Source organism: Marinobacter sp. B-12 (assembly GCF_056857915.1).
In genome coordinates this window covers 210,241-232,455 of sequence record NZ_JBSXOB010000062.1, presented here as the reverse complement: position 1 = coordinate 232,455, position 22,215 = coordinate 210,241, and the positions used below count along the sequence as shown (strand labels likewise).

The window sequence follows — 22,215 nt, the reverse complement described above, 5'->3', positions numbered from 1 at the left end:
AGCAGTGTTTGTGCCAGGTTCCGACATCAACCCGGCTGGTTTTCGTCCACGCGTGCGCTGGTAAGGATGTGAGTAAGGCCCCCACAGTCCACCATCGGGTCATCGCAATTAACGATGATATCGGCCCGGTTCAGGACGTAGCTCTTGCCGGTAATGGTATTCTCGACCACTTGGTGTTTCCCTTCCTGGCGCACGCCAGTGAACTCACCGATAAATCCGGTTTCACGGAGGGAGACGGTTTCCAGGCGGTCGCCCGGGCTGATTTTGCCCTCGTAGTTCATTAACGCAAGCCGCGCTGAAGTACCCGTGCCGGTGGTGCTGCGGCAGATGACTCCAGGATGCACATAGGTGGCTGACCGTGAACGATACGAATGGTCAGACAATTGTTCCACGGGGCCCATGAAATGGAGGAAGGGCAGAGGCCCAACATCACCCAGCGTGTAGTGGGAGAAACCGCGCTCTGCCTGGATGGCCTCTACTATCTGATAGGCACATTCGCTGAGTTTGCGCTCTTCATCCAGAGTCAGGGAGAACCCCAGACTTGTCGCGTCCACCAGGGCGTAGAAACCACCGCTGTAGGCCACGCTGTAGGTTATGTCGCCGATCGAGGGCACGTGAATGCTGGCCTGGTAGGTGTCGATGTAACTGGGCAGCCCGCCACAGGTAATGGCTTCCACAACCCCATCCCGTACAAGGGCGTCGATGTGGACCAGGCCCGCAGGTGCTTCCAGAGCAAAGCTCTGCCACCCTTCCCTCTTGGCAACGATGCCACTCTCCAGAACGGCCGTCGCAGTGCAGATGGTGTTGGAGCCCGAGTAGATCGGGTATCCCATCACTTCCATGATGATATAACCGGCGACTGCTTCGGGGTCCGTGGCCGGCACCAGCAGGTCCACAGACATTTCCGGGATGCCGTAGGGCTCTTCCAGTAGTAACGTGCGAAGCCCATCCGCCTTGTCCCGCAGATATTCCATCTGGGCGCGCACGGTGTCCCCCGGAAGCGGGCAGATCCCGCCCGTCACAATCCGGCTTACATCGCCGCCGGCGTGGGTGTCCATCAGTTGCAGTTTGAGTTCAGGACGCATCAGGACTTCTCCAAGGCAAACGGGGCGCCATGCTCGGCCCATTGGGCATCAGGAACGATCACGATTTTGCCCAGGTAGTTGCTGTTGCGATTGACGAAGTAACGTTCGGCTTCGTGCAACTCTGAAAGTCTGAAAGCGGCGTGAAGTACCGGCTTCAGCTGACCGCTGCGAATCCAGGCCACCAGTTGTTCCGCTTCTTCACGGGTGCCGTGTGACACGCCGAACACCTGCACCTGATACAGATAGATCCGCGTCCACATGATTTCGCTGACGTTCCCGGCACTGGCGCCGGCGATGCTGAGCCTTGGATAATCCCTGCGACTGTTCATGTCGAAGATCATGGTATCGATAAACTGGTCGGTCATTTCACCACCGGCCAGATCCATGACAGCGTCTATCGGTCGGCCACCCGTGACGGACCGTACCTTATCCGTGAAGTTGTCCATGTCGGAACGATCCAGCACGGCTTCGGCACCCAGCTTGAGCAATGGGTCTGCTTTGTCACGCTGGCTCAGCGCATAGGGAATCGCCCCCATGATGCGGCAAAGCTGGATAAGAGCGGTGCCAACGCCACCACTGGCACCAGTCACGAGGATGTGCTCGCCTGCTTTTGCCCTTGCGGATGTGAGCATGTGCAAGGCGGTCTGGTAGGAGCACATGCCCATGGCGGCAAGTTCGGCATCGGCCAAATCGGCATTCTCGACATGGTGAAACTGGTTGGAAGGCACGGCGATATATTCCGCGAAACCACCATCGGCGCCGTGACCGTAGTAGTCCGGGGTCAGGTTGATATCCCGACGGTCGTCGGCGTAGAGATTGAAGTCCAGAAGGCCCCGTTGGCCGACCCTCGTTTCGTCCACACCCTGCCCCACAGCGACAATACGCCCAACAACGTCCGCGCCCTGAACTCTGGGGAAGGCCAACGTAGGTGAACCTCCCATCTGGAAGGAAGTTACGTCGCCCTTATCCTTGGTGGGGTACAGGCCCTCCCGGGCTTTGCGGTCGGTGTTGTTCTTGGCGGTAGCAGTGACCTGGACGAGCACCTCTCCCGTTCCCGGGGTGGGGGTGGGCACGTCTGTGGTGTATTCCAGTTTCTCGACGCCACCGTGGCCGGTGAGCAGCATGGCTTTCATGGTCTTCGGGATCATGGGCGTTCTGCTCCTGCTTTGCTGAATATCAGGTCAGGATAGGCCAGATTCATACCTGTGTCAGGGCCCCCTGACAGCTTTTACCGCGCAATAACCCTGTAGATCGGCTGCAGTTTCGGGATCTGCTTTAGGACCACCTGGATGATGGTCATCAGGGGGACAGCCAGCAGCACACCCACCGGCCCCCACAACCAGCCCCAGAAGAAGATGGACACAAAGATGACCACCGGGTTGATGGCCATTCGGAAGCCGTGGATCCAGGGTTCGATGAAAAAACCGACGGTGGAGGTAAGTGCCAGGTAGCCGAGCGGAGCGATGGCCATCATCCAGAGCGTGTCGAGGCTGGTGGCGGACACAACCGCAAGCAGGATGATGGTCAGGATGACGCCAAGATAGGGGATGAACCTGGCCAGGCCGGCGACGAGTCCCCACACGGCCGGGTCCGGAAGCCCCACTGCCCAACAGATAAGCCCGGTAGTGATACCAACCATCAGGTTGCTGAGGCTGAGTACCGCCAGATACTGGGCGATCTGCTGCTGGGAATCGCGGGCAATCTGGAGCACGTTGCGGCGCTGCCGCTTGGGGAGCTGCCGCACGAAGTTGAGGATGATGCGGTCCCCGCCCACCAGCAGAAAATAGGTCAGGGCCAGCGCAAGTGCGAGGCCCGCCGCACCGTTACGGGCCTTGGTCAATAGTTGGTTGCGCCACGAGTCGGTTTTCAGGACGACGGTGTTGGTTGTGGTCTTCTCGTCCTTGGACAGTTCGTCCATGGACTCTTCCACTTTCTTTGCCGATTCGTTGACCTTGTCAATCTGGTTTCTAATGCCGCTCTCTCCCATGAGTAGTCGGGAGATTCCCTGCGGTGCCTGCTGCGCCCACTCCAGGGCGGGAGTTGCAACGGCGGCCCCAATACCCGCCAGACCAGCAATCACCACGATCATCAACACCAGTGAACTGAGCACCCTCGGAATCCCGGCTTTGTCGTACGCTTTTTTAACAAGCGGGAACAGCAGCAGGCTGGTCAGGACCGCCAGGACAATGGGCAGCACAATCTGGTGGGCGACATAGAGGGTATAGAGTATCCCGAGGGCAAAGAGGCCATTCAGTGGTGTCGCGAGATCTGAGCGTGCGGGTTGTTCGTTATCGTTATCCATGCGAGTCCATGCACCTTGTCGAGCTGTATTTGGGGGTATGATACCTGAGGCACCACGAGCCTCAGTGTACCTGTCGCTCGGCTGCCATTCAGCCCTTATGGGCCAACGTCCGGTCATTGCCAGCACGTCACTTTTGTTGTAACACATAACCGGCTACCCTGTTGAAAACCGTCTCTGAAGAGTTCATACATGGCGAACTACAAGATTGAAATTGATGAAACCTTTGATGTGCCGCGCAACCGGGTGTTTGCAGTGTTTGCGGATCATGAGCGCTTCGGGAAGTTACTGGGAGCACCGGTGAAGCGCATTCGCGACAGCGACCAGGCTGACCCCAACGGCCTTGGATCCATCCGTAAGATCGGCATCGGCCCCATCGGCCTTGAAGAGACCGTCATTACCTTCGAGCCCGGGGTACTCATTGAGTACACGATTTCCAGCATGAGCCCCATCCGCAACCATCTCGGCCGTATCCGCTTCGACGATGACGCCAACGGTAGAACTCGCGTTCAGTACACCATTTCGTTTGACGACATCGTACCCTTTACCGGCAAACTGGTCAGCTCCGCGCTCGACCAGGGCATCCGCAAGGGCATTCGCCGGGTGCCCAAGTTGGCCTGAGCAGCAATAGAACGCATTGATGGGGAGTATTTGGCAGGGAAGTAACGATCAATCTGCGGTTGCAGCGCGCTCCCGCCAATGGCTGGCAAGTTGTGGGTCTGCCTGGGTCCCTGTACCCGCTTCGTAGGCCTTTGCCACTTCGTACATGCTAAGCTTGTCGCCAGCTTCCGCTGCCCTCAGATACCACTTGAACGCCTTAGAGTTGCTCTGTGCCGTACCTTGCCCGGCAGCGTACATATTGGCCAGATTGTACATACCCTGCTGACTGCCCGCTTCGGCAAGTGCCTGATAGCGCTCGAACGCCAAGTCGTACTGTCCCATTTTGTAGACGGCATAGGCTTCCAGAACCTTGATCATTTCGCGGGCCACGTCCATCTGCTGATCCGGCTCGGCGCTGTTTCCGACCGTCGGCGCTCCGGTGAAAAGCAGCAGACTCACGGCAGCAATGAGCGATGTTCGGGCTGATCTCATGGCAATCTCCGCGTTCGGTAACATTGACAGTGTCTCGACCCTAACACGCAGCCCCTCGACAGTACCTGACCGAAAAGTTCTGGAATCCTGGCACTTTGGTACCATGGCCGGACCATTGGCGAGCTTGCAAATAAGGCTGTCGCCAGCCTGTCTAGTCGAGTAAAATCCGCACTTTTGAAAACGACATTGAGGCAGCGTAATGGGCAGAGCCTATCAGAACCGCAAAGACTCCATGGCCAAAACGGCCGCCGCCAAAACCAAGGTCTACAGTAAGTACGGCCGCGAAATCTATGTGTGCGCCAAGTCCGGCGGCCCGGACCCGGATGCCAACCTCAGCCTGCGTGGCCTGATCGACCGTGCCAAGAAAGATCAGGTGCCCGCGCACGTCATTGAGAAGGCCATCGAGAAAGCCCGGGGTGGCGCTGGCGAGGATTTTTCCCCTGCTCGCTATGAAGGATTCGGCCCCGGCAACTGCATGGCCATCGTGGATTGCCTGACCGATAACCCCAACCGCACCTTCGGTGACGTGCGCCTGGCGTTCACCAAGACCAAATGCAAGATCGGCACCCAGGGCAGCGTCAGCCATATGTTTGATCATTGCGCCATTCTCGGTTTCAAGGGCGACGACGAGGAAGCGGCCCTGGAAGCACTGATGATGGCGGATGTGGATGTCACTGACATTGAGCACGAAGAGGGTATGATTACTGTATTCGCGCCCCACACCGAATACGCCAAGGCGCGACAGGCACTGCAGGAAGCGTTTGAAGGCCTGGAGTTTGAAGTGGACGAGATCCAGTTCCTGCCCCAGACCACCACCACTGTCGAAGGCGACGACATTGAGCTGTTCGAGAAGTTCATGGACATGCTGAACGACCTCGATGACGTCCAGAATGTATACCACAACGCAGTCATCGCGGACTGACGGGAGCAACACCTTGGCCAGGGTCGTCATACTCAAAACAGGTAATACCTACCCGTCCCTTCTGGAGTCATTTGGGGATTTCGATAGCTGGTTTTTGGCCAGGCTGGCTCCGGAGCTCGACCTGCACGTAGTCGATGTCACGGCTGACGATCTACCGGGCAAACCCGGGGATTGGGACGGGATCGTGGTGACGGGATCACCAGCCATGGTCAGCGACCGGGCGCCCTGGAGTGAGAACACTGGCGCGTGGCTGGCTGAGGCAGTGACGGAAGAGGTGCCAGTTCTGGGTGTCTGCTATGGCCATCAGCTACTGGCCCACGCTCTGGGTGGTGAAGCCGGCTACCACCCACGTGGCCGGGAAACCGGCACCCATCAGGTAGAGTTGCTGGACGCTGCAATGGATGACCCTTTGTTTAAGGGGTTGCCCCAGACATTCCCGGCGCAATTGACGCATCGGCAGTCCGTACTCCGATTGCCGGAGAATGCCGTCCTTCTTGGCCACAACGATTTCGAACCGCACCAGGCCTTTCGTGTGGGCCGCTGTGCCTGGGGTATACAGTTTCACCCGGAATTCTCAGCAGAGGTGATGCGCGCTTATCTCAAGGTGCAGGCACCCGATCTGGAAAAGGAAGGGCTCGATGCCAAGGCACTGATTGAGAACGTGATCGACGCGCCCAACGCCACGTCCCTGCTCGATCGATTCTCCCGACTGGTGCTCGACGCCCAGCCAATGCACCACTAATCCAGTATGTAGGCGGTTTTCTCCAGCGCATTTTCCTCTTCGTCAATGAAGCGGAACTCGTTCCAGCCAATGCGAACCAGGTCGTTACTGTTCAGGCGCTGGCGTCGGTCAATCCGGAGTTCGTTCACAAATGTCCCGTTGGTGCTGTTCTGGTCGGTGATGTAGTAATCCACTGTGCCTTCCAGATAGGCATTGGGTACCGCCTCGATCAACGCATGATGGCCGCTGACCGAAATTTCGTCGATGCGGATATCGTTATCGCCACGCCTGCCGACATGAATCTCCGGCTGATCCAGCTCAAAGGTGGTCACTACAACGTTGTCCACCAATTGGGAAAATGACGCCATACAGGCCTCCTCTATTAATTAAGAATCAACAGTACAACGGACACGTTGTCGGCCGCCTCATTATCCAGGCTCGCATCCACCAGCGCCCGGACCTTCTCGTCGGCTGTCTCGCACACGGATATAAGCGAAAGCCATTGATCCTCTGGCAACGCACCCGTAAGGCCATCGGAACATAGCAACAGGGAATCTCCAGCCGCCATCCGCACGCGGCGGAAGCTGGCAATGGCCGATGAGGCACCAAGCGCGCGCGTCAGCACATTACGGAAAGGCACATGGGGCACGTCATCAGGGCGGATGCTGCCGTCATCCAGCATGTTCTGTACCACGGTGTCGTCGCGGGTCTGGCATGCCAACTCTCGCCCTTGAACGAGATAGCAGCGGGAATCCCCCAGATGTGCAATGTGAGCTTCACCGTCAATCACCCAGGCCATAACCAGCGTGGTCCCCATTTTGGCCAGATCCGCGTCGGCAGCCCTTTGATCGGCAATTCGCTCACTGGCCAGGTTGATCGCAAACTGTATGGCGTCGTCCGGCTCCTCCGGCACTCCCTCGTCCGGCGACAACCAGGGCACCAGCACTTCCATCACTGTGTCCACGGCTATGCGGCTGGCCACTTCCCCGCCGTGGTAACCGCCCATGCCATCGGCAACCACAAGCAGCACCTGCCGGTTGTCCTCACTGACCCGCCAGTCGATGGCGTCCTGATTGGCTTTACGCAACGCCCCTACATCCGTTATGCCAGCCACATGGGGGTTCATCACGATGCTTCCTCCCTTGCCTCACGGCTCGCCTGTCTTCGCAACGCTTCTGCCATGGTGGCGGCACTCAGGAAGCGTTTGTCAGGCTCCCGTTGGATGGCTTTATTAATCAGACGGACAACACCGTTGGGGAGTTCCGGGTTGAACTCGCGGACGCTCCGCGGGCGCTTATTCAGAATCTGGTAGGTCAGGTTGGCCAGGGTGTCACCCTGATAGGGTGTCTCCCCGCACACCAGTTTGTACAGCGTGATTCCCAGACTGTAGGTATCGGTGGCGCCAGTTACTTTCTGCCCCTTGAGCTGTTCCGGAGACATATAAAGTGGGCTGCCCATGACACTCCCGGTGCGAGTCCGCGAGTCGTCCGAGATCTTGGCAATGCCGAAATCGGTAATCTTGATCTCACCGTTGTCCGGGTTGAAGATGATGTTACCCGGTTTGATATCGCGATGGATGATCTTTTGACGATGCGCGTAATCGAGGGCATCCGCCACCCGAGCGACGATATCCAGCACCTTCGCCAGCGGCAGTAACCGCCCCGGCTTGCCAAACTCACTAAGCGGCCTGCCCTTTGCGTAATCCATGGCGATAAACGCAAGGTCGGCCTCTTCCCCGACGTCATACACGGTGACAATTGCCGGATGGCTGAGGCGGCCCGCTGCCTCGGCTTCCCGAAAGAAACGTGATTTCAGGTCCCGCAGCTCGTTGTTCTCAAAGGCCTGGTAACTGAGCGTCTTGATGGCCACGGTACGGGCTATTTTGGGGTCCTTGCCGAGATAGACCACGCCCATGGCGCCTCGCCCTATCTCGCGCTCGATTTCGTAGCGGCCCAGGGTGGGCCGGCTGACGCTTTGCTCGGGCATGACCAGGGTTCGCGTATTGTCATAACCACTCGGGGAAACAACGGTTGCCTCGGCAGTCAGGCTCTCAAGAGCCGCCAGGCGTTTTTCCACGTCCCGGTACTTCCGCTTCTGCTGAAGAATCTGCTGGCAGGTAGCGGACGCCCGGTCGTACTGCCGCTTGCGCTCCTGCTGAATGGCAATGTCATATTGCAGTGCCAAGGTGTCTTCGGTGGGGGGGCATTCGGCCAGCACCTCGAGCGCCTCATCGGACTGCCCCTGTTGTAGCAACAGACGGCCAAGGCGGGTGCGGGCTGCACGAACGTTCTCAGACAACGCGACAATATCACGCCTCGGCTGCAGCCAGAACAGCATGATGACGTAACCGACCATCAGCAGGGTGACCACTTCACCCAAGGGCAACCAGGCGCTCTGATAGAACATGAGCGCCGCTTGTAGAACCACCAGAGCCCCGGCAACGAGCAACAGCACCGGTAGAGCAACCGCGCCTCCCATTTGGGGAACCGCAAGCACCAGGATCAGTGCCGACGCCATCAAACCGGCGCGAATCGCCAGCGCCGACCACTCGGGTTCGACAAGCCCCCGGGCCTGCAGCGCCGTTGCGAATGCGGCCGGTGACATATCCACAACCTTAACGGCGTCCTCAATGCCCGCAGGGTTGCCAAGAGTGCTGAACAATACCCGATCCAACCAACCCAGCAGTGGCAAGGCGTCGCCCACAAACACACAGGCCAACGCCAGCACAACAATAAGCAGGCGCAAACTGAACAGATGGGAACCAATTAGAGCCAGTGAATTCACAAGAATCGTTGTCGTAAATGATTGATACGACAAGTTTAGAAAGTGAATGCCGGCAGCGATAGCTCAAGACGGACCTTTTTTGTAAGTGTTTGTTTAGCTGGGACCAGGATCACGTCGCGATCATTATTAATCCAGGATGACAAGGGTGTAAGGACGACACAGGTTCCGGTGCAGTATAGTTTCGTCTTTGGACTCTTTCCGTCAGGAAGTACGACGATGACAGTGAAGTTACTGATCGGCTTGGTTATTCTGGCCGTTACAACAACCGGCTTTTACCACACATTGAAGCCCCTGCCACCCGGGTTCGGTTACGAGGGCACTTCCCATCCTCTGACAAATGCCAGGCTGCTCACCGACAGAACACTGCACTTCGGCAACGAAGAGCCTCGACTGGACCACGAGATTTTCGACGAGGCCCTCGATATGGTTTCGAACGCCCGCCGCTTCGTACTGGTGGACATGTTCCTCTTCAACGGCACCCGTGCGGAAGGCAGCCGTCAGCGGCCATTGGCACAGGAACTGACTGACGCCCTGCTCAAGCAACGTAAGGCGAATCCGGATGTGCGTATTGTTGTTATTTCCGACCCCATCAACACCGTATACGGCGGCACAGTCTCGCCCTATTTCCAGCAACTCAGGCAGGCAGGCATTCCGGTAATAGAAACCAGGTTGGAGCGCCTTCGTGACAGTAACCCGACCTGGTCCAGCCTGTGGCGCTTCTGTTGTCAGTGGATGGGCAACTCGGCGACCGGTGGCTGGCTACCGAATGCACTCGGTGAACAGCCGGTCACCCTGCGCAGCTACCTGGCACTCCCCAATTTCAAGGCCAACCACCGCAAAGTCCTGATCACCGACAACGCTGAGGGCTTTCACGCCCTGGTGACCTCCGCCAATCCACACGATGGCAGTAGCCGGCACAGCAACATCGGCCTGCGATTCGGAGGGCCAGCCGTGGCCGATTTGCTGCTCAGTGAGCGTGCCGTTCTGGCGATGTCCGGTGCAGACACCGGGGTGGTGGACGAAATGATCAGCAGCTTGCCTCAAGCCGCGGCCGGCATCGACTCGGTCGGTACCATCCAGGTCGTCACAGAGTCGGCCATACGGACAGTCGCCAGCGACCTCATTGGCACCGCAAAAACGGGCGACAGACTGGACCTCGCCATGTTCTACCTGTCACACCGAACGTTGCTGAAGGAATTGAAAAAAGCCCACGAGCGCGGTGTCGAAGTTCGGGTACTGTTGGACGCCAACAACGATGCCTTCGGCATGGAAAAAAGCGGCATACCGAACCGACAGGCGGCCATGGAGCTTAGTGGCGCCGGCATCACGGTACGTTGGTGTAACACCGAAGGTGAACAGTGCCATAGCAAACTACTGATCAGGCGAGACACCCAAGGCAACGCCCAACTGCTGCTCGGCTCGGCCAATTTCACCCGCCGCAACCTCGACGATCTGAATCTTGAAACCAGCGTGCTCGTGCGCTCCGACGTACACTCGGAGGTCGTGCGCAAAGCGAGTGGCTTCTTCAACGAGCAATGGGTCCACGGCCCGGGTGAGACTCCGGTAATGAGTCTGCCCTACAATGCCTGGGCTGATGAATCCCGAATACGGTATTGGCAATACAGATTGATGGAGGCCACGGGGCTGTCCACATTCTAAGCGTACTTGATCATAAGGAACCTGGCCCCCCGAAAACGCGTGCTAGTATTAGGTCAGCTTGAATGTCGGATGTAGCAGTCGGCTACGTCGCAGGCAGCAGCCGGAAAGACCGCTTCTTGAATGAAAAATAACAGGAGAGTGTAATGCAAACCCTGAGAAACCATCTGCGGTACGTATCGTTTGTCATGGCCATCATGATGGCTTTCGGCTCCGTTTGGGCATCCTCCGCCTCAGCGGGGATGGTTGGAACCGATGAGCTGCTGACCGAGCAACGCACCGATCTGGACCGCCAGTCACTGCTCAATATGCTTGAGCGGGATGAAGTAAAGGAAAAGCTGGCAGAAATGGGCGTCAGTCAGGAACAGGTTGAACAGCGCATCCAGAACCTGACGCCGGAAGAACTGTCTTCCTTTGAACAACAATTGGCCGAGGCTCCCGTTGGCGAGGGCGTTGTCGGGATCATCGTTCTGTTCCTGTTGGTGTTCATTATCACAGACATGCTGTGCGCCACCAACATCTTCCCCTTCATCAACTGCATCCGGTAGCGTGACGACGCCTATCCAGCCGCGCCTGCTGCGAACCGTTGTCGGTCTTGTACTGGCAACGATTCTGGCAGGCTGCGCCAGCCGTCCCCAATGGCCCGATACCACCCTGAACACGGCCGGTGCAGACCAGCGAAAAGTGCTGGATCATGTTCCCTTCCATGCTCAGGAGCTCTACCAGTGCGGCCCGGCGTCCCTCGCCATGATGCTCAATAGCCAGGGCCTGAACACCAACCCCACCGTACTGAAGGAGCTGGTATACCTGCCGGCACGCCAGGGCAGCCTGAAAGTTGAAATGGTGTCTGCCGCCCGGTCCCATGGCTTGCTGGTTTACCCGCTGGACGGATCACTCAAGAGCCTGCTGGAGGAGATAGCGTCTGGCCACCCAGTGTTGGTAATGCAGAACCTGCGATTCGACTGGTGGCCACAATGGCATTTCGCCGTGGTGATCGGTTACGACGCCAACGACCGCACCATCATCCTTCATACCGGTACCCAGGAGCGGCACGAGCAGGCACTGGACGTGTTCATGGCCACATGGAACCGCGCAGACAACTGGGCCACGGTCATCCTGCCACCCAACCAACTACCGGCGACAGCGCAGCCTCTTCGCTATCTGACATCCGCCAACGACCTGGAAACCACCGGCAGGACCATCGCCGCCACTATAGCCTATCGAACGGCCGAACAGGCATGGCCGGACCAACCAGCTGCCATCATGGGACAGGGAAATATTGCCTGGCAACAGGGCCAGGTGGACCTGGCCGCGCAACATTTCCTGAGACTGACCACCAAATTCCCGAACCTGGCCGCAGGCTGGAACAACCTGGCCCACGCACTGGCCACGCAAGGCTGCGCCACGGCATCCAGGAACGCAGCCAGCTGTGCCAGTGCCATTGATCCGAAGCGTTTCGGCGGTAATATCCAGAGCGACAGCGATGGACCCCGTCCCATCAAGTGTCCTGTACTGGACTGCCCTACCCCGATTCGCTAACTCTTCTGGAACAGCGCGACGTCCTTGGCCGGAATTTCCAAGTGCCACCCATGCCTCCGGGCCAACCAGGCCATCGTATACTCGCGGTAAAATACAACGTGGGTTGGGTCCCGCCGGTAATGCCAGTTGGCAAATCGTCGGTCGTCTGTCTGGAAGCAGGTCATCACGCCCAACCAGCCACCCGGTTTCATCAGCCTGTTCAACAGACGAAACGTATCCGCCGGGCGATGAAGGTGTTCCACCACCTCTGTGCAGGTTACGAAATCATACTGGTGTTCCAGAACAGACGTGTCCGAATGAAAGAAGGGATCATAGAGCGCCATGTCCATCCCCGCTTCCCGCAGCATCCCGGCCAGCGCCGGGCCGGGGCCACAGCCAAAATCCAGGCCGCGCACACCCGCCTCCAGTCGCTCGAGCAACGGGCTGGTCAGCTTCGAAAGAAAGCGTCGGTAGCCCTCATCTTCCGGATGATTGTCGTGGAGGTTGTAAATCTCCCATTCCCGGCGCTCGTCCAGCCAGCAAGACGAGTCCATGACCGTCGCCTCACAGATTTCACACCGATAATAAGGTATGTCTTTGATTGTCTGGAAGGGCACCAATGAGCGTGCTTCACACACCGGACAGGGCGCTTTCAATGGCAGATCTCCTGCAGAATCTAACGAATGTTTCATTGTCATTTCCGGCCATCACACCAGAACCGTGACCGGTGAGCAAAATCAACCAGGGCAACCCTGCCTATACTGGGCCAAGACAGAGTAAACAACTGTGCGCTGAACGCGGCAGTTCCCCTTAAACAAGGCTACCTCTCATGGAACGAACGGTGGAAACGTCCAGCCCGATGGCGCTCGAAGTGCCGCTGATCTCGGCGCGCTACGCCCGACAGTTTATTCGGTTTATGGAGCGCAAGGGCGTTCGGCGCCACGCCATCCTTGGAGATACCGACATCTCCAGCGACATGCTGGACGATCCCGATGCGAGCCTGTCCATGGGGCAGGTCCGGCAACTGTTGGGCAAAGCGGAGTGGCTGATGGGCGATGAGCGGGCCGCCTTCCAGTTCGGCCAGCAACTGGACCTTCCGGCCCATGGACTACTTGGCTTCGCCGTACTCGGCCAGGAAAACCCCCGCCGACTGATCAGCATGATTGTACAGTACTTGCGCGTAGGCCTGCCGCTGATGGACATGGACCTCAGCTCAACCGGTTCCACCTTCCGGATACAACTGATCGACAATTGGAGTCTTGGTGACCTGCGCCCCTGCCTCACCAAAATCTATATGGGCAGCATCCATCGGATTTCCTCCCAGGTGTGCAAACACTTCTGTTTCGAGTTCGATTTCGACTCCTCACTGGAGCCGGAGCAGTGGCGCAGCATTGCTGCCGACTGTGAGTTTCGCTTCAACGCCCCTGCGAGCCGGGTCACCATGCCTTTGTCCGGCCGCCCTGTTCGCAACGACGACACCGGCCTGGAGTTCATCCTGGCCAACGCCCGCTCGCGAGAGCGGGAACCGTCGGAACAGGCTGATGAAACCGTCATGCAGGTGCGGGAAATGATCATGAGCCAGCCGGGCCGCCCCTGCACCATGGACAATCTTGCCCGTCGGCTCGACATGAGCCCCCGCACCCTGCGACAGCATCTGTCGACCGCAGGCACCTCATTCAGGACGCTCAGAAACGAGATACGTCAGAACTTTGCCACGCTGTACCTCAGCGGCACAGTCATCCCACTCGACTCCATTGCTGAAAAGCTGGGGTTCAGCGACCAGGCCGGCTTTACCAAAGCCTACCGCTCCTGGACGGGCCAGACGCCCGGCGATATCCGCCGCCAGGCCCGCGACCGCAAGTAACTCCAATCCTTAAAGAGCTCTCATCCTTAAAGAGCTCTCGCCCCTGATAGCCCGCACTGAATGACGCTCGGGATTTGAAGGGCGTCACGAAAACGGAATTTCCCCGGCGCTCTCTCCGCTTTGAACAAAAACCTTGCCGGCCTTAGCAATGACCCGAACCGCTCGGCGACGGCCTAATGGCACTGCGTGGAGATAGTAACCTCCGCGCAGTCATAAAGGGACACATTGCAAGACCGATACAGCAGTCCTCATCGGTGATTTCTGCATACCCACACAACAAAGATTGAAACCCTAGAGGACGAACTCATGAAACTCAGGAATCCCAACAAAAGCGTCCGCACGCTCGGTACTGCGATAGCAGCCGCGACGCTTATGTCCGGTGGTGGCAATGCCTTTGCCGAACCGGTGTCACTGGAACTGGAATTCACCTGCCCGTTCCCGTTGATTGGCGAACAGCCCATTCGAGCGCAGATCAGTGCCGATGTACCCAGCCAGGCAACGGTGGGGCAGCCCACACCGGAATTCACGGTGGATGCCCTGACAACGGTGAATGAAGATTCGAGGCTGGGCCTCAAGCTGGTGGGTTCTGCCACCATTGAAGGCACCGCTACCAATGAAACCATTGTTGTCACGCCAAGCCGTGAGATTGATCTGACGGTACCGCTGACCATTCCCCAGTCGCCCATTCCCGATGAAACCGGTGAATTTACCGTTCCGGCTCAAGGCACCTCCCCCGCCATCACCTTCACCGAGGATGATGTTGGTGAGGCGGTCATTACCATCGGTGGCCTTACACTCGACATGATCGCCCGTGTCGAAAACGGCGATATTGCGCCTGCGCCCATTGGTGAGTTCACCTCCGAGTGTGTCCAGAACGCTGGCCAGGACAACATTCTGCAGACCGTGCAGGTAGTCCCCGACGAACAGTTTGAACCCCGTATCGCCGTCAGCCCGGAAAATATCGACTTCGGCAACGTGCAGGCCGGCACCACCGCGGAAGAGGTGGTTACCATCTCCAACACAGGCCAGGCCGAACTTGGTATCAACAACATCAGCCTTGGTGGTGCGGACGCAGCAGCGTTCACCCAGACCAGCAGCTGTACCACCGTCACTGCCGGTGAGAGCTGCGACGTGAATGTCACCTATATCCCCGACGGCGAAGGTGACCAGAGCGCTACTCTGAGCATTGAGTCCGGCGATGCCGGAAACCCTGTGGTCGACGTACCGCTGACGGGCACCAGCGTGCTCGCGCCCGTGCCGGAAATCAGCGTTACGCCCGCTGACGTCAGCTTTGGTTCCGTGATGCTGGGTGAAGCAGCCACCGCACAGGTCACCATTGCCAACGAAGGCAACGCATCGCTGATGATCAACGCCATCGAGATCGCCGGCACCAACAGCAGCGATTTCACCCAGACCAACGACTGTACAACCGTGGTACAGGATGGAAGCTGTACCGTTGAAATCAGCTTCATGCCTTCGGCCGCCGGTGGGCGCAGCGCGACACTCAACATTGCCTCTGACGATCCGGAAATGCCAGGCGTGACCGTGGCACTGAGTGGTCAGGGCAACGATGGCAGCGACGACGTGCTTGAGGTTCTTCTGGATCTGGAAGGCCAAACCGACATCAAGGCGTCTGGCAGCTCACTGCCGCTGTCAGGCAGCATCGCCACCCAGCTCGAACTGGCAACAGGCATGTTCGAAGCAGACCTTGCGCTTGCTCCCACCCAGGGTCAGTTCAAGATTCCCCTGCTGTTCAAGAGTCTGACCGCCAATGCAAAAGTGACATTCGAGCAAGCGGACGTAACCACTGGCACGTTGATCAATGGCAACCTCACGGCCAATTCCTCGCTGTATGTGGAGGTACCGAAGGTAACCGTACGCCTGTTCGGCCTGAAGATTCCGGTGGGTGGTGGCAAGGACTGCCGCACGGCGGATCCGGTCAACATCGAGTTGGCTTCGGTGGAAGGCACCAACTTCTCGCTGTCCGAGGGCGGTGATGTGACAGGCAACTACACACTGCCACCCCTGCAGAACTGCGGTCCGCTGACCGACGTTCTCAACCAGTTCCTCGCTGGCCCGGACAATGGCATTGATCTGACATTGACCCCGAACCTCTGAGGGAAATAAGGGAGGCTCCCAGAGGCCTCCCGGTTTGCCGGTAGCCGCAGCTTCGGGTGCCGGCAAACCACCATAACAACACCAGGAAGGATGATAACAATGAAAAGCCTGAAGCAATCAGCGTTAGTGTTAGCCATCGCGGGCCTGCCCCTGAGCGGGTATGCCGAACTCAAACCACTGCACGACGCCGACATGGGCCAGATTACCGGCCAGGCGGGCGTTACCATTGAACTCGAAACCCAGGTCACCATGGACGAGTTCACCTACACCGATGAGGGCACGCTGGGCATCAGCGACATCTTCATTGGCGGTGCGGATCGCATCGACATGTTCGAGGAATTCACCTCCGGGCGCGATGCCATTTTCGGCACCAGCAGCACGGATCTGATCGACAACATCAAGATTGAACTGGATGTCGCTGACGATGGCGATGCCATTATTAACGTATTCCCGATCACCGCGCGCCCTGTGGACTTTGCCGTGCGCACCGGCGCCTGGGAGCTACGGGGCAATGGCGGCGAAAGCACGTTGCTGGCGGACAACTTCTCTGCGGAAGGTCTTATACTCCAGGCCCAGGCGACCGTGGATACCGACACGGACACCCTCAACCTGACCACCCGGTTTGCCATTGACGAGCTGGAACTGGATGTGCCCTTTATGGCAGTGGGGATTCGTGACATGCGGATTACCGGCGCTGGTTACGACCCCGACACCCCCTCACTGTTGCCACTGTTCACACTGGTGGACATGGACATCTACAAGGATGCCAATGCCGTGGGCACCGACAGCCTGGCTATCGATATCAACACCTTTGAAGCCGATATGTCCATCGGCCAGGTGCTGGTGGGAGGCACGTCCATCGGATCGGTGGGATTGGATGACCTTGCTATCCGCAACACCGCCATGCGGGTTTACGGGCACTGACACCGGGAATCACTCTCCGGGCGCATGCCCGGGGAGCCCCCTATCCCTGACCTGTCGTCACAAAGCGCCAAAGAGCACCACCATCACGACCGCCAGGAACAACAGAAACCAGGTGGCGTAACGGTTCGCCCGATCTTCTCCATGGGCAGAAGCACTCTCGGGGGCATTTGCCGATTCGTATTCAGAGACCAGAGTGCGAGCCAGAACGTAATCTTCATCCTCGACATGGACATTGGTAAATCCAGCGGCACCGATCTCACCCATGGCGCCTTGCAGATAATGACCGCCAACATGGCACTCGATACCTCTGGACTGCAGGAGGCCGGCGACGATATGGGCTTCGGCCAGATCTCGGGCGCGATAAGCTATTTGCATTGGCAAGCTCCTGTCACTTCCAGGGATGTCTTAATTAAACCCTAGCCTGCTTCATGACATTCGTCGATTCCCGCGGGGTTATTTTGGCAGTCGACCGGTTCTCTCCAGCCGCTCACCCACCCAGCGGTGATAAAGCTTTGCGAGTGCAGGGCGAATCACCGGCAAGCCAACCAGCCAGGCCAGTGGCTTCAGCAGCCACACCCGCGACATCAGCAAAATGTAGGCATCCAGTTCCCGATGAATGTTACCCCGGCCATCTTCAACATGCAGTTCCTGAAGCGCTGCAACCGGGTCAATACCCAGCTGTTTCAACTCGTCGTCGCGGCCGGTGATATCGACCCACTCGACAGCGTCTCCGGTTTTGCCCGCCAGCCGTTCATAGAGTTTGCGATCCCTCACACAGCTTGGACAGGCGCCATCATAAAACACGCGAAGCCGATCTTCTGATTCAGTCATAGCCCTCTCCATTTGTTGCATCGCATTCACTTGATTACACGATAAAACAATGATTATTGTTATCAAAACAATCAGAAAATCGCCGCAAGGGACCAGGTGTAGCGACCATGACCATAGCCAGCCGTATCGACACGATTTACCAAACCGAGTCACGCCGGGTGCAGGCCACACTTATTCGCCTGCTTGGCGACTTTGACCTGGCCGAGGAGTCCATGCAGGAGGCCTTCGCCGCTGCCGTGAAACAGTGGCCTGGACAGGGCATTCCCGATAATCCTGCGGCCTGGCTGATCAAAACCGGCCACCGACGCGGCATTGACCACATTCGCCGACGACAGACCGCCAGGGACAACCTTTCACGCGTCGCCGAGGACGAGCCCTACACCCCGGAGCCAAACACCGACCAAATTGATGACGACCTGCTGCGGCTGATTTTCACCTGTTGCCACCCAAGCCTCGCCATCGAGGCGCAACTGGCACTGACGCTACGCGAGATATGCAGCCTGACCACCGAACAGGTCGCCAGCGCCCTGTTGCAAAAACCCACCACTACAGCGCAACGAATTGTCCGTGCCAAGCGCAAGATACGCGAAGCGAATATTCCCTACGAAGTTCCGGAACGAAAGGAGCTCCCTCAGCGCCTGCAGAGCGTCCTGAAAGTCGTATACCTGATCTTCAACGAGGGTTATTCCTCCAGCGAAGGCAACACCATCGTCAACATCAGTCTCGCCTGCGAGGCCATCCGCCTGGCCACGCTACTGGCCGAACTGCTGCCGGATGGGGAAGTCTTCGGCCTGTTGGCGCTGTTGCTCCTGCAAGATTCACGGCGGCATGCTCGACAGGATGCGAAAGGCGAACTGATAACCCTTGAGGACCAGAACCGCTCCCTTTGGGACCAGGAGCAGATTCGCTCCGGACTGACCTGGCTCGCCCGAGCCCTGGAACTGACACCAGCGGCACCCTACACCCTCCAGGCCTCCATCGCGGCTACCCATGCCAAGGCCGCCACCTCATCGGATACCGACTGGGCTCGTATTGCCAGGCTATACCAGGCTCTCTATCAGCGTCAGCCCTCCCCGGTCATCGCCCTGAACCACGCCGTGGCAGTGGCCATGCGAGACACACCGGAGGAAGGCCTGAAGCTGCTCGACCAGTTGGCCGGCCACAAAGCCATTCAGAGTTACTACCTTTATCACGCCGCCCGCGCCGATCTCTTTCGCCGTTCTGGCAATCTCGCAGGTGCCCGCACGGCTTATCAAAGAGCATTGACCCTAACACAGCAGGGGCCGGAACAACGCTACCTGAGCCGGCGGCTGACGGCTCTCGACAGCGCGCGATAAAAAATTATCCCCGGCTGTCGATTCAGCCACCTTCCGGACGACATACAGATAACCAAAGCAAAAAGGGAGATTCACATGAAGTACGTGGCTCTGGTGTACTACCAGGAAAGCATCATCAACAACATGACTGAACAGGAGTGGCACGACCTCAATCAGGAGTGTATTGCCGGCGTGGAGAAGCTCACCAGTCAGGGCAAGTTTGTCACAGGCCAACCTCTGCAGCCTATCGACACGGCTACAACGGTGAGGGTCCGGGATGACGAGGTGCTGATCTCAGACGGCCCGTTTGCCGAAACCAAGGAACAACTGGCTGGCTTCTACCTGCTGGATGCCAACGACCTGAACGAGGCCTTGCAACTCGCAAGCCGTATTCCCCCTGCGCGCTTCGGCAGCATTGAAGTCAGGCCCGCGCGCGAATTGCCTCCCAAGGACTGATACCAGGAGATTCAACATGACGTATGTCGACGGATTTGTAGCAGCGGTCCCCACCGCCAACAAAGAGCAATACATCAAACACGCCAGCGATGCGGCCGTGGTGTTCAAGGATCACGGCGCCCTGAAACTGGTGGAATGCTGGGGTGACGATGTGCCTGACGGTGAGGTTACATCGTTCCCCATGGCGGTGAAGTGCAAGCCCGATGAGACGGTGGTGTTCTCCTGGATACTCTGGCCGTCACGCGAGGTCCGGAACAGGGGCATGCCAAAAGTGATGGAAGACCCCCGTATCCAGGCGGATGTAAATCCCATGCCCTTCGACGGGAAGCGCCTCATTTATGGCGGATTCGAAACGGTTGTGGACGAGTAGTCTACTCCGGGCGTTTCAACGCGTTTTCGATTGCCCCCGCCCAACCATCCGGAGTCTCTTCCCTGAACCCGGACGTGCCAGTAAATGCACTGGAGATAACCACGTCCGGTTTCAGGGTGCCCAGTAACCTCACGCTGCGAGCCAGCTCCTCCCTGTCACCCAGAAATCAGTCTGGGTGCGCCGCACCGTTTGCTCCTGCTGTTATGCGAGGTTCGACAGAAATTTAAAACCTAAAGTATACTTGAGGTCAACAAGCCCGGTGATTGGTGTCGACTATGGCAGGCATAGAAAACGGAGAAATCAGAACCGCCCTGAGCGTTGGCGAGGTTGCTGAACGCAGTGGAGTCGCAGTCTCAGCCATACACTTCTATGAGAAGAAAGGACTGATCGACAGCTGGCGCAATGCCGGAAACCAGCGACGTTTCCATCGGGGCGTGTTGCGTCGAATCGCCGTTATAAAAGTAGCGCAACGGCTTGGCATTCCGTTGTCAGAGATCGGCGAAACCCTGGCAACCCTGCCAACCGACCGCACCGTGACATCCCACGACTGGCAGCGACTCTCCGAGCAATGGAAGTCCGATCTGAATCACCGCATAGAGCTACTGGTCGGACTTCGGGATCAACTCACAAGCTGCATCGGCTGCGGCTGCCTGTCTATCGACGCCTGCCGGCTACGCAATCCCCGGGACGAACTGGGTAATGAAGGGCCAGGTGCGAGATTGCTCGATAAAGACGAGTAGCCGATGGCAGGGGCAGGGCTAAAGAGAAACCTTCCCCCGCAAGGCCTTGGTTTTCCCCTTGCGGGTCTTTTTGTCCACGCGCCGGCGCTGTGATCCCTTGGTGGGGCGTGTCGGCCGGCGGGCTTTCTGCTGCTTTACCGCTTCCTGAATCAGTGCTTTCAGGCGTTCAAGGGCATCTTCCTTGTTCAGCTCCAGGGTGCGAAATTTCTGAGCCTTGATGACAATGACACCTTCCTTGCTGATGCGCTGGTCGGACAGCCGCATCAGCCGTTCTTTATAAAACGGTGGCAAACTGGAATTGAGGACGTCGAAGCGCAGGTGAACGGCGGAGGCCACCTTGTTGACGTTCTGGCCACCGGCGCCCTGGGCCCGGATCTGGGTGAGCTCGATCTCCCAGTCCCCCAGTTCCACCGCATTGGAAATTTTCAGCATGACGGTTCCGTTTTCTCGATGGATTCACGCAAGCTGCCATCCAGTTCGTCGACGTCCAGGCTTTGCTCGCTAATGACCTCGATACGGGACAGTTCTCGTGGCTCGCACTCGGACACCGACAGCGCGCCGTCCGCCATATTGATCGTCCGCCAGCCATCACTGGTTCGAGCCACTGCCTTGAACCGGACAAAACGGCTATCGAGCGACAATGCCAGCAGTGCGGTTTCTGAAAAGACCGTGTCCGGATGGACGCGCCAGCCCACGCTGAAATGCCCCTGCCCCCGGTTGCTGACCCGCTGCCACGGTTCGTCCTGGATATCGGGAATCGGCGCAGCTTCCGAAGAGTCATGGTGATGGTGCGCGTGGGGCGTACTGACCTCGGAGAGCGCAGTCTCCCCATCGAGCCAGCCAATGTCCAGTTGGCCTAGCCGGGTGTGGAAAACGGCCGTCTTTTCCGGCTGCAACTCGGCCACCCAATGATCAAACCGGGCGACCTGCTCCAGTGTGCAAAGGTCCGTTTTATTGGCGATAACAATATCAGCTGCCGCAACCTGATCCTGGAACTGTACGTTTTCCAGAACCTTCTGCTCCTCAAGCCTTCTAGGGTCGACCAGGCAAAGCACGGGGCCCAGCTCAAGCACATCCTGATAATGCTCGCCCGTCAGGGTTTCAATAATCTGGGAGGGATGCCCAAGACCCGTGGGTTCAATCAGTAACCGGTCTGGTCGGGCTTTGTGAATCAACTGGTTGAGTCCGATTTGCATCGGTAACCCGGCCACGCAACACATGCAGCCTCCCGGCACTTCCCGCACGAAAGCACCTTCGGTTTCCAGCAAGGCGCCATCAATACCCACTTCACCAAACTCATTCACGAGAACGGCCCACACCTCACCTTCCGGCTTTTTTTTCAGCAGGTCCAGTATGGCAGTGGTCTTTCCCACGCCCAGAAAGCCGAGCACCAGATTGGTGGGTATTGGTGAAGTCATAGATCGCCCGTGTGGTTCATTGAAAAGGTCGGCATAACACAGTGTTATAACATAACACTGTAGTATTCCCCTAATACCCGCTGCGATTCGCCCGCTGATAC

At 58.1% G+C, this 22,215-nt stretch carries 26 protein-coding genes; 13 read left to right on the top strand and 13 right to left on the bottom strand.

Going from position 1 to position 22,215, the window contains the following annotated elements; genetic code table 11:
* Positions 1-26 precede the first annotated feature (26 nt).
* From AC13D2_RS17370 to AC13D2_RS17360, 3 genes are all read right to left on the bottom strand, one after another.
* Positions 27-1,085: a proline racemase family protein gene (locus AC13D2_RS17370; RefSeq protein WP_300496857.1), complete on the bottom strand. Its 1,059-nt coding sequence runs from the start codon at positions 1,083-1,085 to the stop codon at positions 27-29.
* Entirely contained in the window at positions 1,085-2,233 is a 1,149-nt protein-coding gene (locus tag AC13D2_RS17365; RefSeq protein ID WP_292048323.1) for a zinc-binding dehydrogenase, read from the bottom strand. The genes AC13D2_RS17370 and AC13D2_RS17365 overlap by 1 nt, the downstream gene beginning before the upstream one ends.
* A gap of 80 nt (positions 2,234-2,313) precedes the next feature.
* Positions 2,314-3,387: an AI-2E family transporter gene (locus tag AC13D2_RS17360; RefSeq protein WP_482938946.1), complete on the bottom strand. Its 1,074-nt coding sequence runs from the start codon at positions 3,385-3,387 to the stop codon at positions 2,314-2,316.
* A 189-nt stretch (positions 3,388-3,576) separates the two neighbouring features.
* On the opposite strand from AC13D2_RS17360, the gene AC13D2_RS17355 reads away from it, so the two are divergent.
* A complete protein-coding gene (locus AC13D2_RS17355; RefSeq protein ID WP_292048327.1) occupies positions 3,577-4,005 on the top strand; it encodes an SRPBCC family protein in 429 nt (142 codons plus the stop codon).
* 48 nt (positions 4,006-4,053) lie between these two features.
* On the opposite strand, the gene AC13D2_RS17350 is transcribed toward AC13D2_RS17355, so the two are convergent.
* Entirely contained in the window at positions 4,054-4,476 is a 423-nt protein-coding gene (locus tag AC13D2_RS17350; RefSeq protein WP_157132721.1) for a tetratricopeptide repeat protein, read from the bottom strand.
* 199 nt (positions 4,477-4,675) lie between these two features.
* On the opposite strand from AC13D2_RS17350, the gene AC13D2_RS17345 reads away from it, so the two are divergent.
* Positions 4,676-5,398, top strand: a complete 723-nt coding sequence (locus AC13D2_RS17345; protein ID WP_007151905.1) for a YebC/PmpR family DNA-binding transcriptional regulator — start codon at positions 4,676-4,678, stop codon at positions 5,396-5,398.
* 13 nt (positions 5,399-5,411) lie between these two features.
* Positions 5,412-6,140: a glutamine amidotransferase gene (locus tag AC13D2_RS17340; RefSeq protein ID WP_482938945.1), complete on the top strand. Its 729-nt coding sequence runs from the start codon at positions 5,412-5,414 to the stop codon at positions 6,138-6,140.
* Here AC13D2_RS17340 and AC13D2_RS17335 read toward each other — a convergent pair.
* The 3 genes from AC13D2_RS17335 to AC13D2_RS17325 are packed head-to-tail and all read right to left on the bottom strand — an operon-like array spanning position 6,137 to position 8,903.
* Positions 6,137-6,487, bottom strand: coding sequence for an FHA domain-containing protein (locus AC13D2_RS17335; RefSeq protein WP_300496871.1), 351 nt, complete (start codon positions 6,485-6,487; stop codon positions 6,137-6,139). The genes AC13D2_RS17340 and AC13D2_RS17335 overlap by 4 nt on opposite strands.
* 14 nt (positions 6,488-6,501) lie before the next feature.
* Complete coding sequence (locus AC13D2_RS17330; protein WP_482938963.1) at positions 6,502-7,245, bottom strand: PP2C family protein-serine/threonine phosphatase; 744 nt, start codon at positions 7,243-7,245, stop codon at positions 6,502-6,504.
* Complete coding sequence (locus tag AC13D2_RS17325; RefSeq protein ID WP_482938944.1) at positions 7,245-8,903, bottom strand: serine/threonine-protein kinase; 1,659 nt, start codon at positions 8,901-8,903, stop codon at positions 7,245-7,247. The genes AC13D2_RS17330 and AC13D2_RS17325 overlap by 1 nt, the downstream gene beginning before the upstream one ends.
* Before the next feature lie 216 nt (positions 8,904-9,119).
* Between AC13D2_RS17325 and AC13D2_RS17320 the strand changes: the two genes are divergently transcribed.
* The 3 genes from AC13D2_RS17320 to AC13D2_RS17310 all read left to right on the top strand — a co-directional run bounded on the left by AC13D2_RS17320 (position 9,120) and on the right by AC13D2_RS17310 (position 12,098).
* Positions 9,120-10,562, top strand: a complete 1,443-nt coding sequence (locus AC13D2_RS17320) for a phospholipase D family protein (RefSeq protein WP_482938943.1) — start codon at positions 9,120-9,122, stop codon at positions 10,560-10,562.
* A 143-nt stretch (positions 10,563-10,705) separates the two neighbouring features.
* Complete coding sequence (locus AC13D2_RS17315; RefSeq protein ID WP_007151911.1) at positions 10,706-11,107, top strand: PA2779 family protein; 402 nt, start codon at positions 10,706-10,708, stop codon at positions 11,105-11,107.
* 1 nt (position 11,108) lies between these two features.
* Positions 11,109-12,098 carry a PA2778 family cysteine peptidase gene (locus AC13D2_RS17310; protein ID WP_482938942.1) on the top strand — a complete coding sequence of 330 codons (990 nt, stop codon included), beginning with the start codon at positions 11,109-11,111 and terminating at the stop codon, positions 12,096-12,098.
* Here AC13D2_RS17310 and AC13D2_RS17305 read toward each other — a convergent pair.
* A complete protein-coding gene (locus tag AC13D2_RS17305) occupies positions 12,095-12,769 on the bottom strand; it encodes a class I SAM-dependent methyltransferase (RefSeq protein WP_482938941.1) in 675 nt (224 codons plus the stop codon). The genes AC13D2_RS17310 and AC13D2_RS17305 overlap by 4 nt on opposite strands.
* Before the next feature lie 137 nt (positions 12,770-12,906).
* Between AC13D2_RS17305 and AC13D2_RS17300 the strand changes: the two genes are divergently transcribed.
* The 3 genes from AC13D2_RS17300 (at position 12,907) to AC13D2_RS17290 (ending at position 16,983) form a co-directional block, all read left to right on the top strand.
* Positions 12,907-13,941, top strand: coding sequence for an AraC family transcriptional regulator (locus AC13D2_RS17300; RefSeq protein ID WP_482938940.1), 1,035 nt, complete (start codon positions 12,907-12,909; stop codon positions 13,939-13,941).
* A 306-nt stretch (positions 13,942-14,247) separates the two neighbouring features.
* On the top strand, positions 14,248-16,059 hold the full coding sequence (locus tag AC13D2_RS17295) for a choice-of-anchor D domain-containing protein (RefSeq protein WP_482938939.1): 1,812 nt from the start codon (positions 14,248-14,250) through the stop codon (positions 16,057-16,059).
* Between the two features lie 99 nt (positions 16,060-16,158).
* Positions 16,159-16,983 (top strand): DUF6160 family protein, encoded by an 825-nt coding sequence (locus AC13D2_RS17290; protein ID WP_300496890.1) that lies wholly within the window; start codon positions 16,159-16,161, stop codon positions 16,981-16,983.
* Between the two features lie 57 nt (positions 16,984-17,040).
* Here the strand turns inward: AC13D2_RS17290 and AC13D2_RS17285 are convergent, their stop codons facing one another.
* Together AC13D2_RS17285 and AC13D2_RS17280 are read right to left on the bottom strand one after the other, a co-directional pair.
* Positions 17,041-17,358 (bottom strand): putative signal transducing protein, encoded by a 318-nt coding sequence (locus AC13D2_RS17285; RefSeq protein WP_007151917.1) that lies wholly within the window; start codon positions 17,356-17,358, stop codon positions 17,041-17,043.
* Between the two features lie 78 nt (positions 17,359-17,436).
* A complete protein-coding gene (locus AC13D2_RS17280) occupies positions 17,437-17,814 on the bottom strand; it encodes a thiol-disulfide oxidoreductase DCC family protein (protein ID WP_007151919.1) in 378 nt (125 codons plus the stop codon).
* Between the two features lie 107 nt (positions 17,815-17,921).
* Here AC13D2_RS17280 and AC13D2_RS17275 point away from each other — a divergent pair, with 107 nt between their 5' ends.
* The 3 genes from AC13D2_RS17275 (at position 17,922) to AC13D2_RS17265 (ending at position 19,956) form a co-directional block, all read left to right on the top strand.
* On the top strand, positions 17,922-19,151 hold the full coding sequence (locus AC13D2_RS17275) for an RNA polymerase sigma factor (RefSeq protein WP_300496895.1): 1,230 nt from the start codon (positions 17,922-17,924) through the stop codon (positions 19,149-19,151).
* 75 nt (positions 19,152-19,226) lie between these two features.
* Positions 19,227-19,586 (top strand): YciI family protein, encoded by a 360-nt coding sequence (locus tag AC13D2_RS17270; RefSeq protein ID WP_007151921.1) that lies wholly within the window; start codon positions 19,227-19,229, stop codon positions 19,584-19,586.
* Between the two features lie 16 nt (positions 19,587-19,602).
* A complete protein-coding gene (locus AC13D2_RS17265; protein WP_292048346.1) occupies positions 19,603-19,956 on the top strand; it encodes a DUF1428 domain-containing protein in 354 nt (117 codons plus the stop codon).
* Position 19,957: 1 nt separating this feature from the next.
* Here the strand turns inward: AC13D2_RS17265 and AC13D2_RS17260 are convergent, their stop codons facing one another.
* Positions 19,958-20,089 (bottom strand): hypothetical protein, encoded by a 132-nt coding sequence (locus AC13D2_RS17260; protein WP_300496899.1) that lies wholly within the window; start codon positions 20,087-20,089, stop codon positions 19,958-19,960.
* Positions 20,090-20,231: 142 nt separating this feature from the next.
* Between AC13D2_RS17260 and soxR the strand changes: the two genes are divergently transcribed.
* Complete coding sequence (gene soxR / locus AC13D2_RS17255) at positions 20,232-20,696, top strand: redox-sensitive transcriptional activator SoxR (protein ID WP_300496902.1); 465 nt, start codon at positions 20,232-20,234, stop codon at positions 20,694-20,696.
* Between the two features lie 18 nt (positions 20,697-20,714).
* Here soxR and arfB read toward each other — a convergent pair whose 3' ends face one another.
* Positions 20,715-21,128, bottom strand: coding sequence for an alternative ribosome rescue aminoacyl-tRNA hydrolase ArfB (arfB, locus tag AC13D2_RS17250; protein ID WP_292048349.1), 414 nt, complete (start codon positions 21,126-21,128; stop codon positions 20,715-20,717).
* Positions 21,122-22,114, bottom strand: coding sequence for a CobW family GTP-binding protein (locus AC13D2_RS17245; RefSeq protein ID WP_300496906.1), 993 nt, complete (start codon positions 22,112-22,114; stop codon positions 21,122-21,124). The genes arfB and AC13D2_RS17245 overlap by 7 nt, the downstream gene beginning before the upstream one ends.
* Between the last annotated feature and the right edge of the window lie 101 nt (positions 22,115-22,215).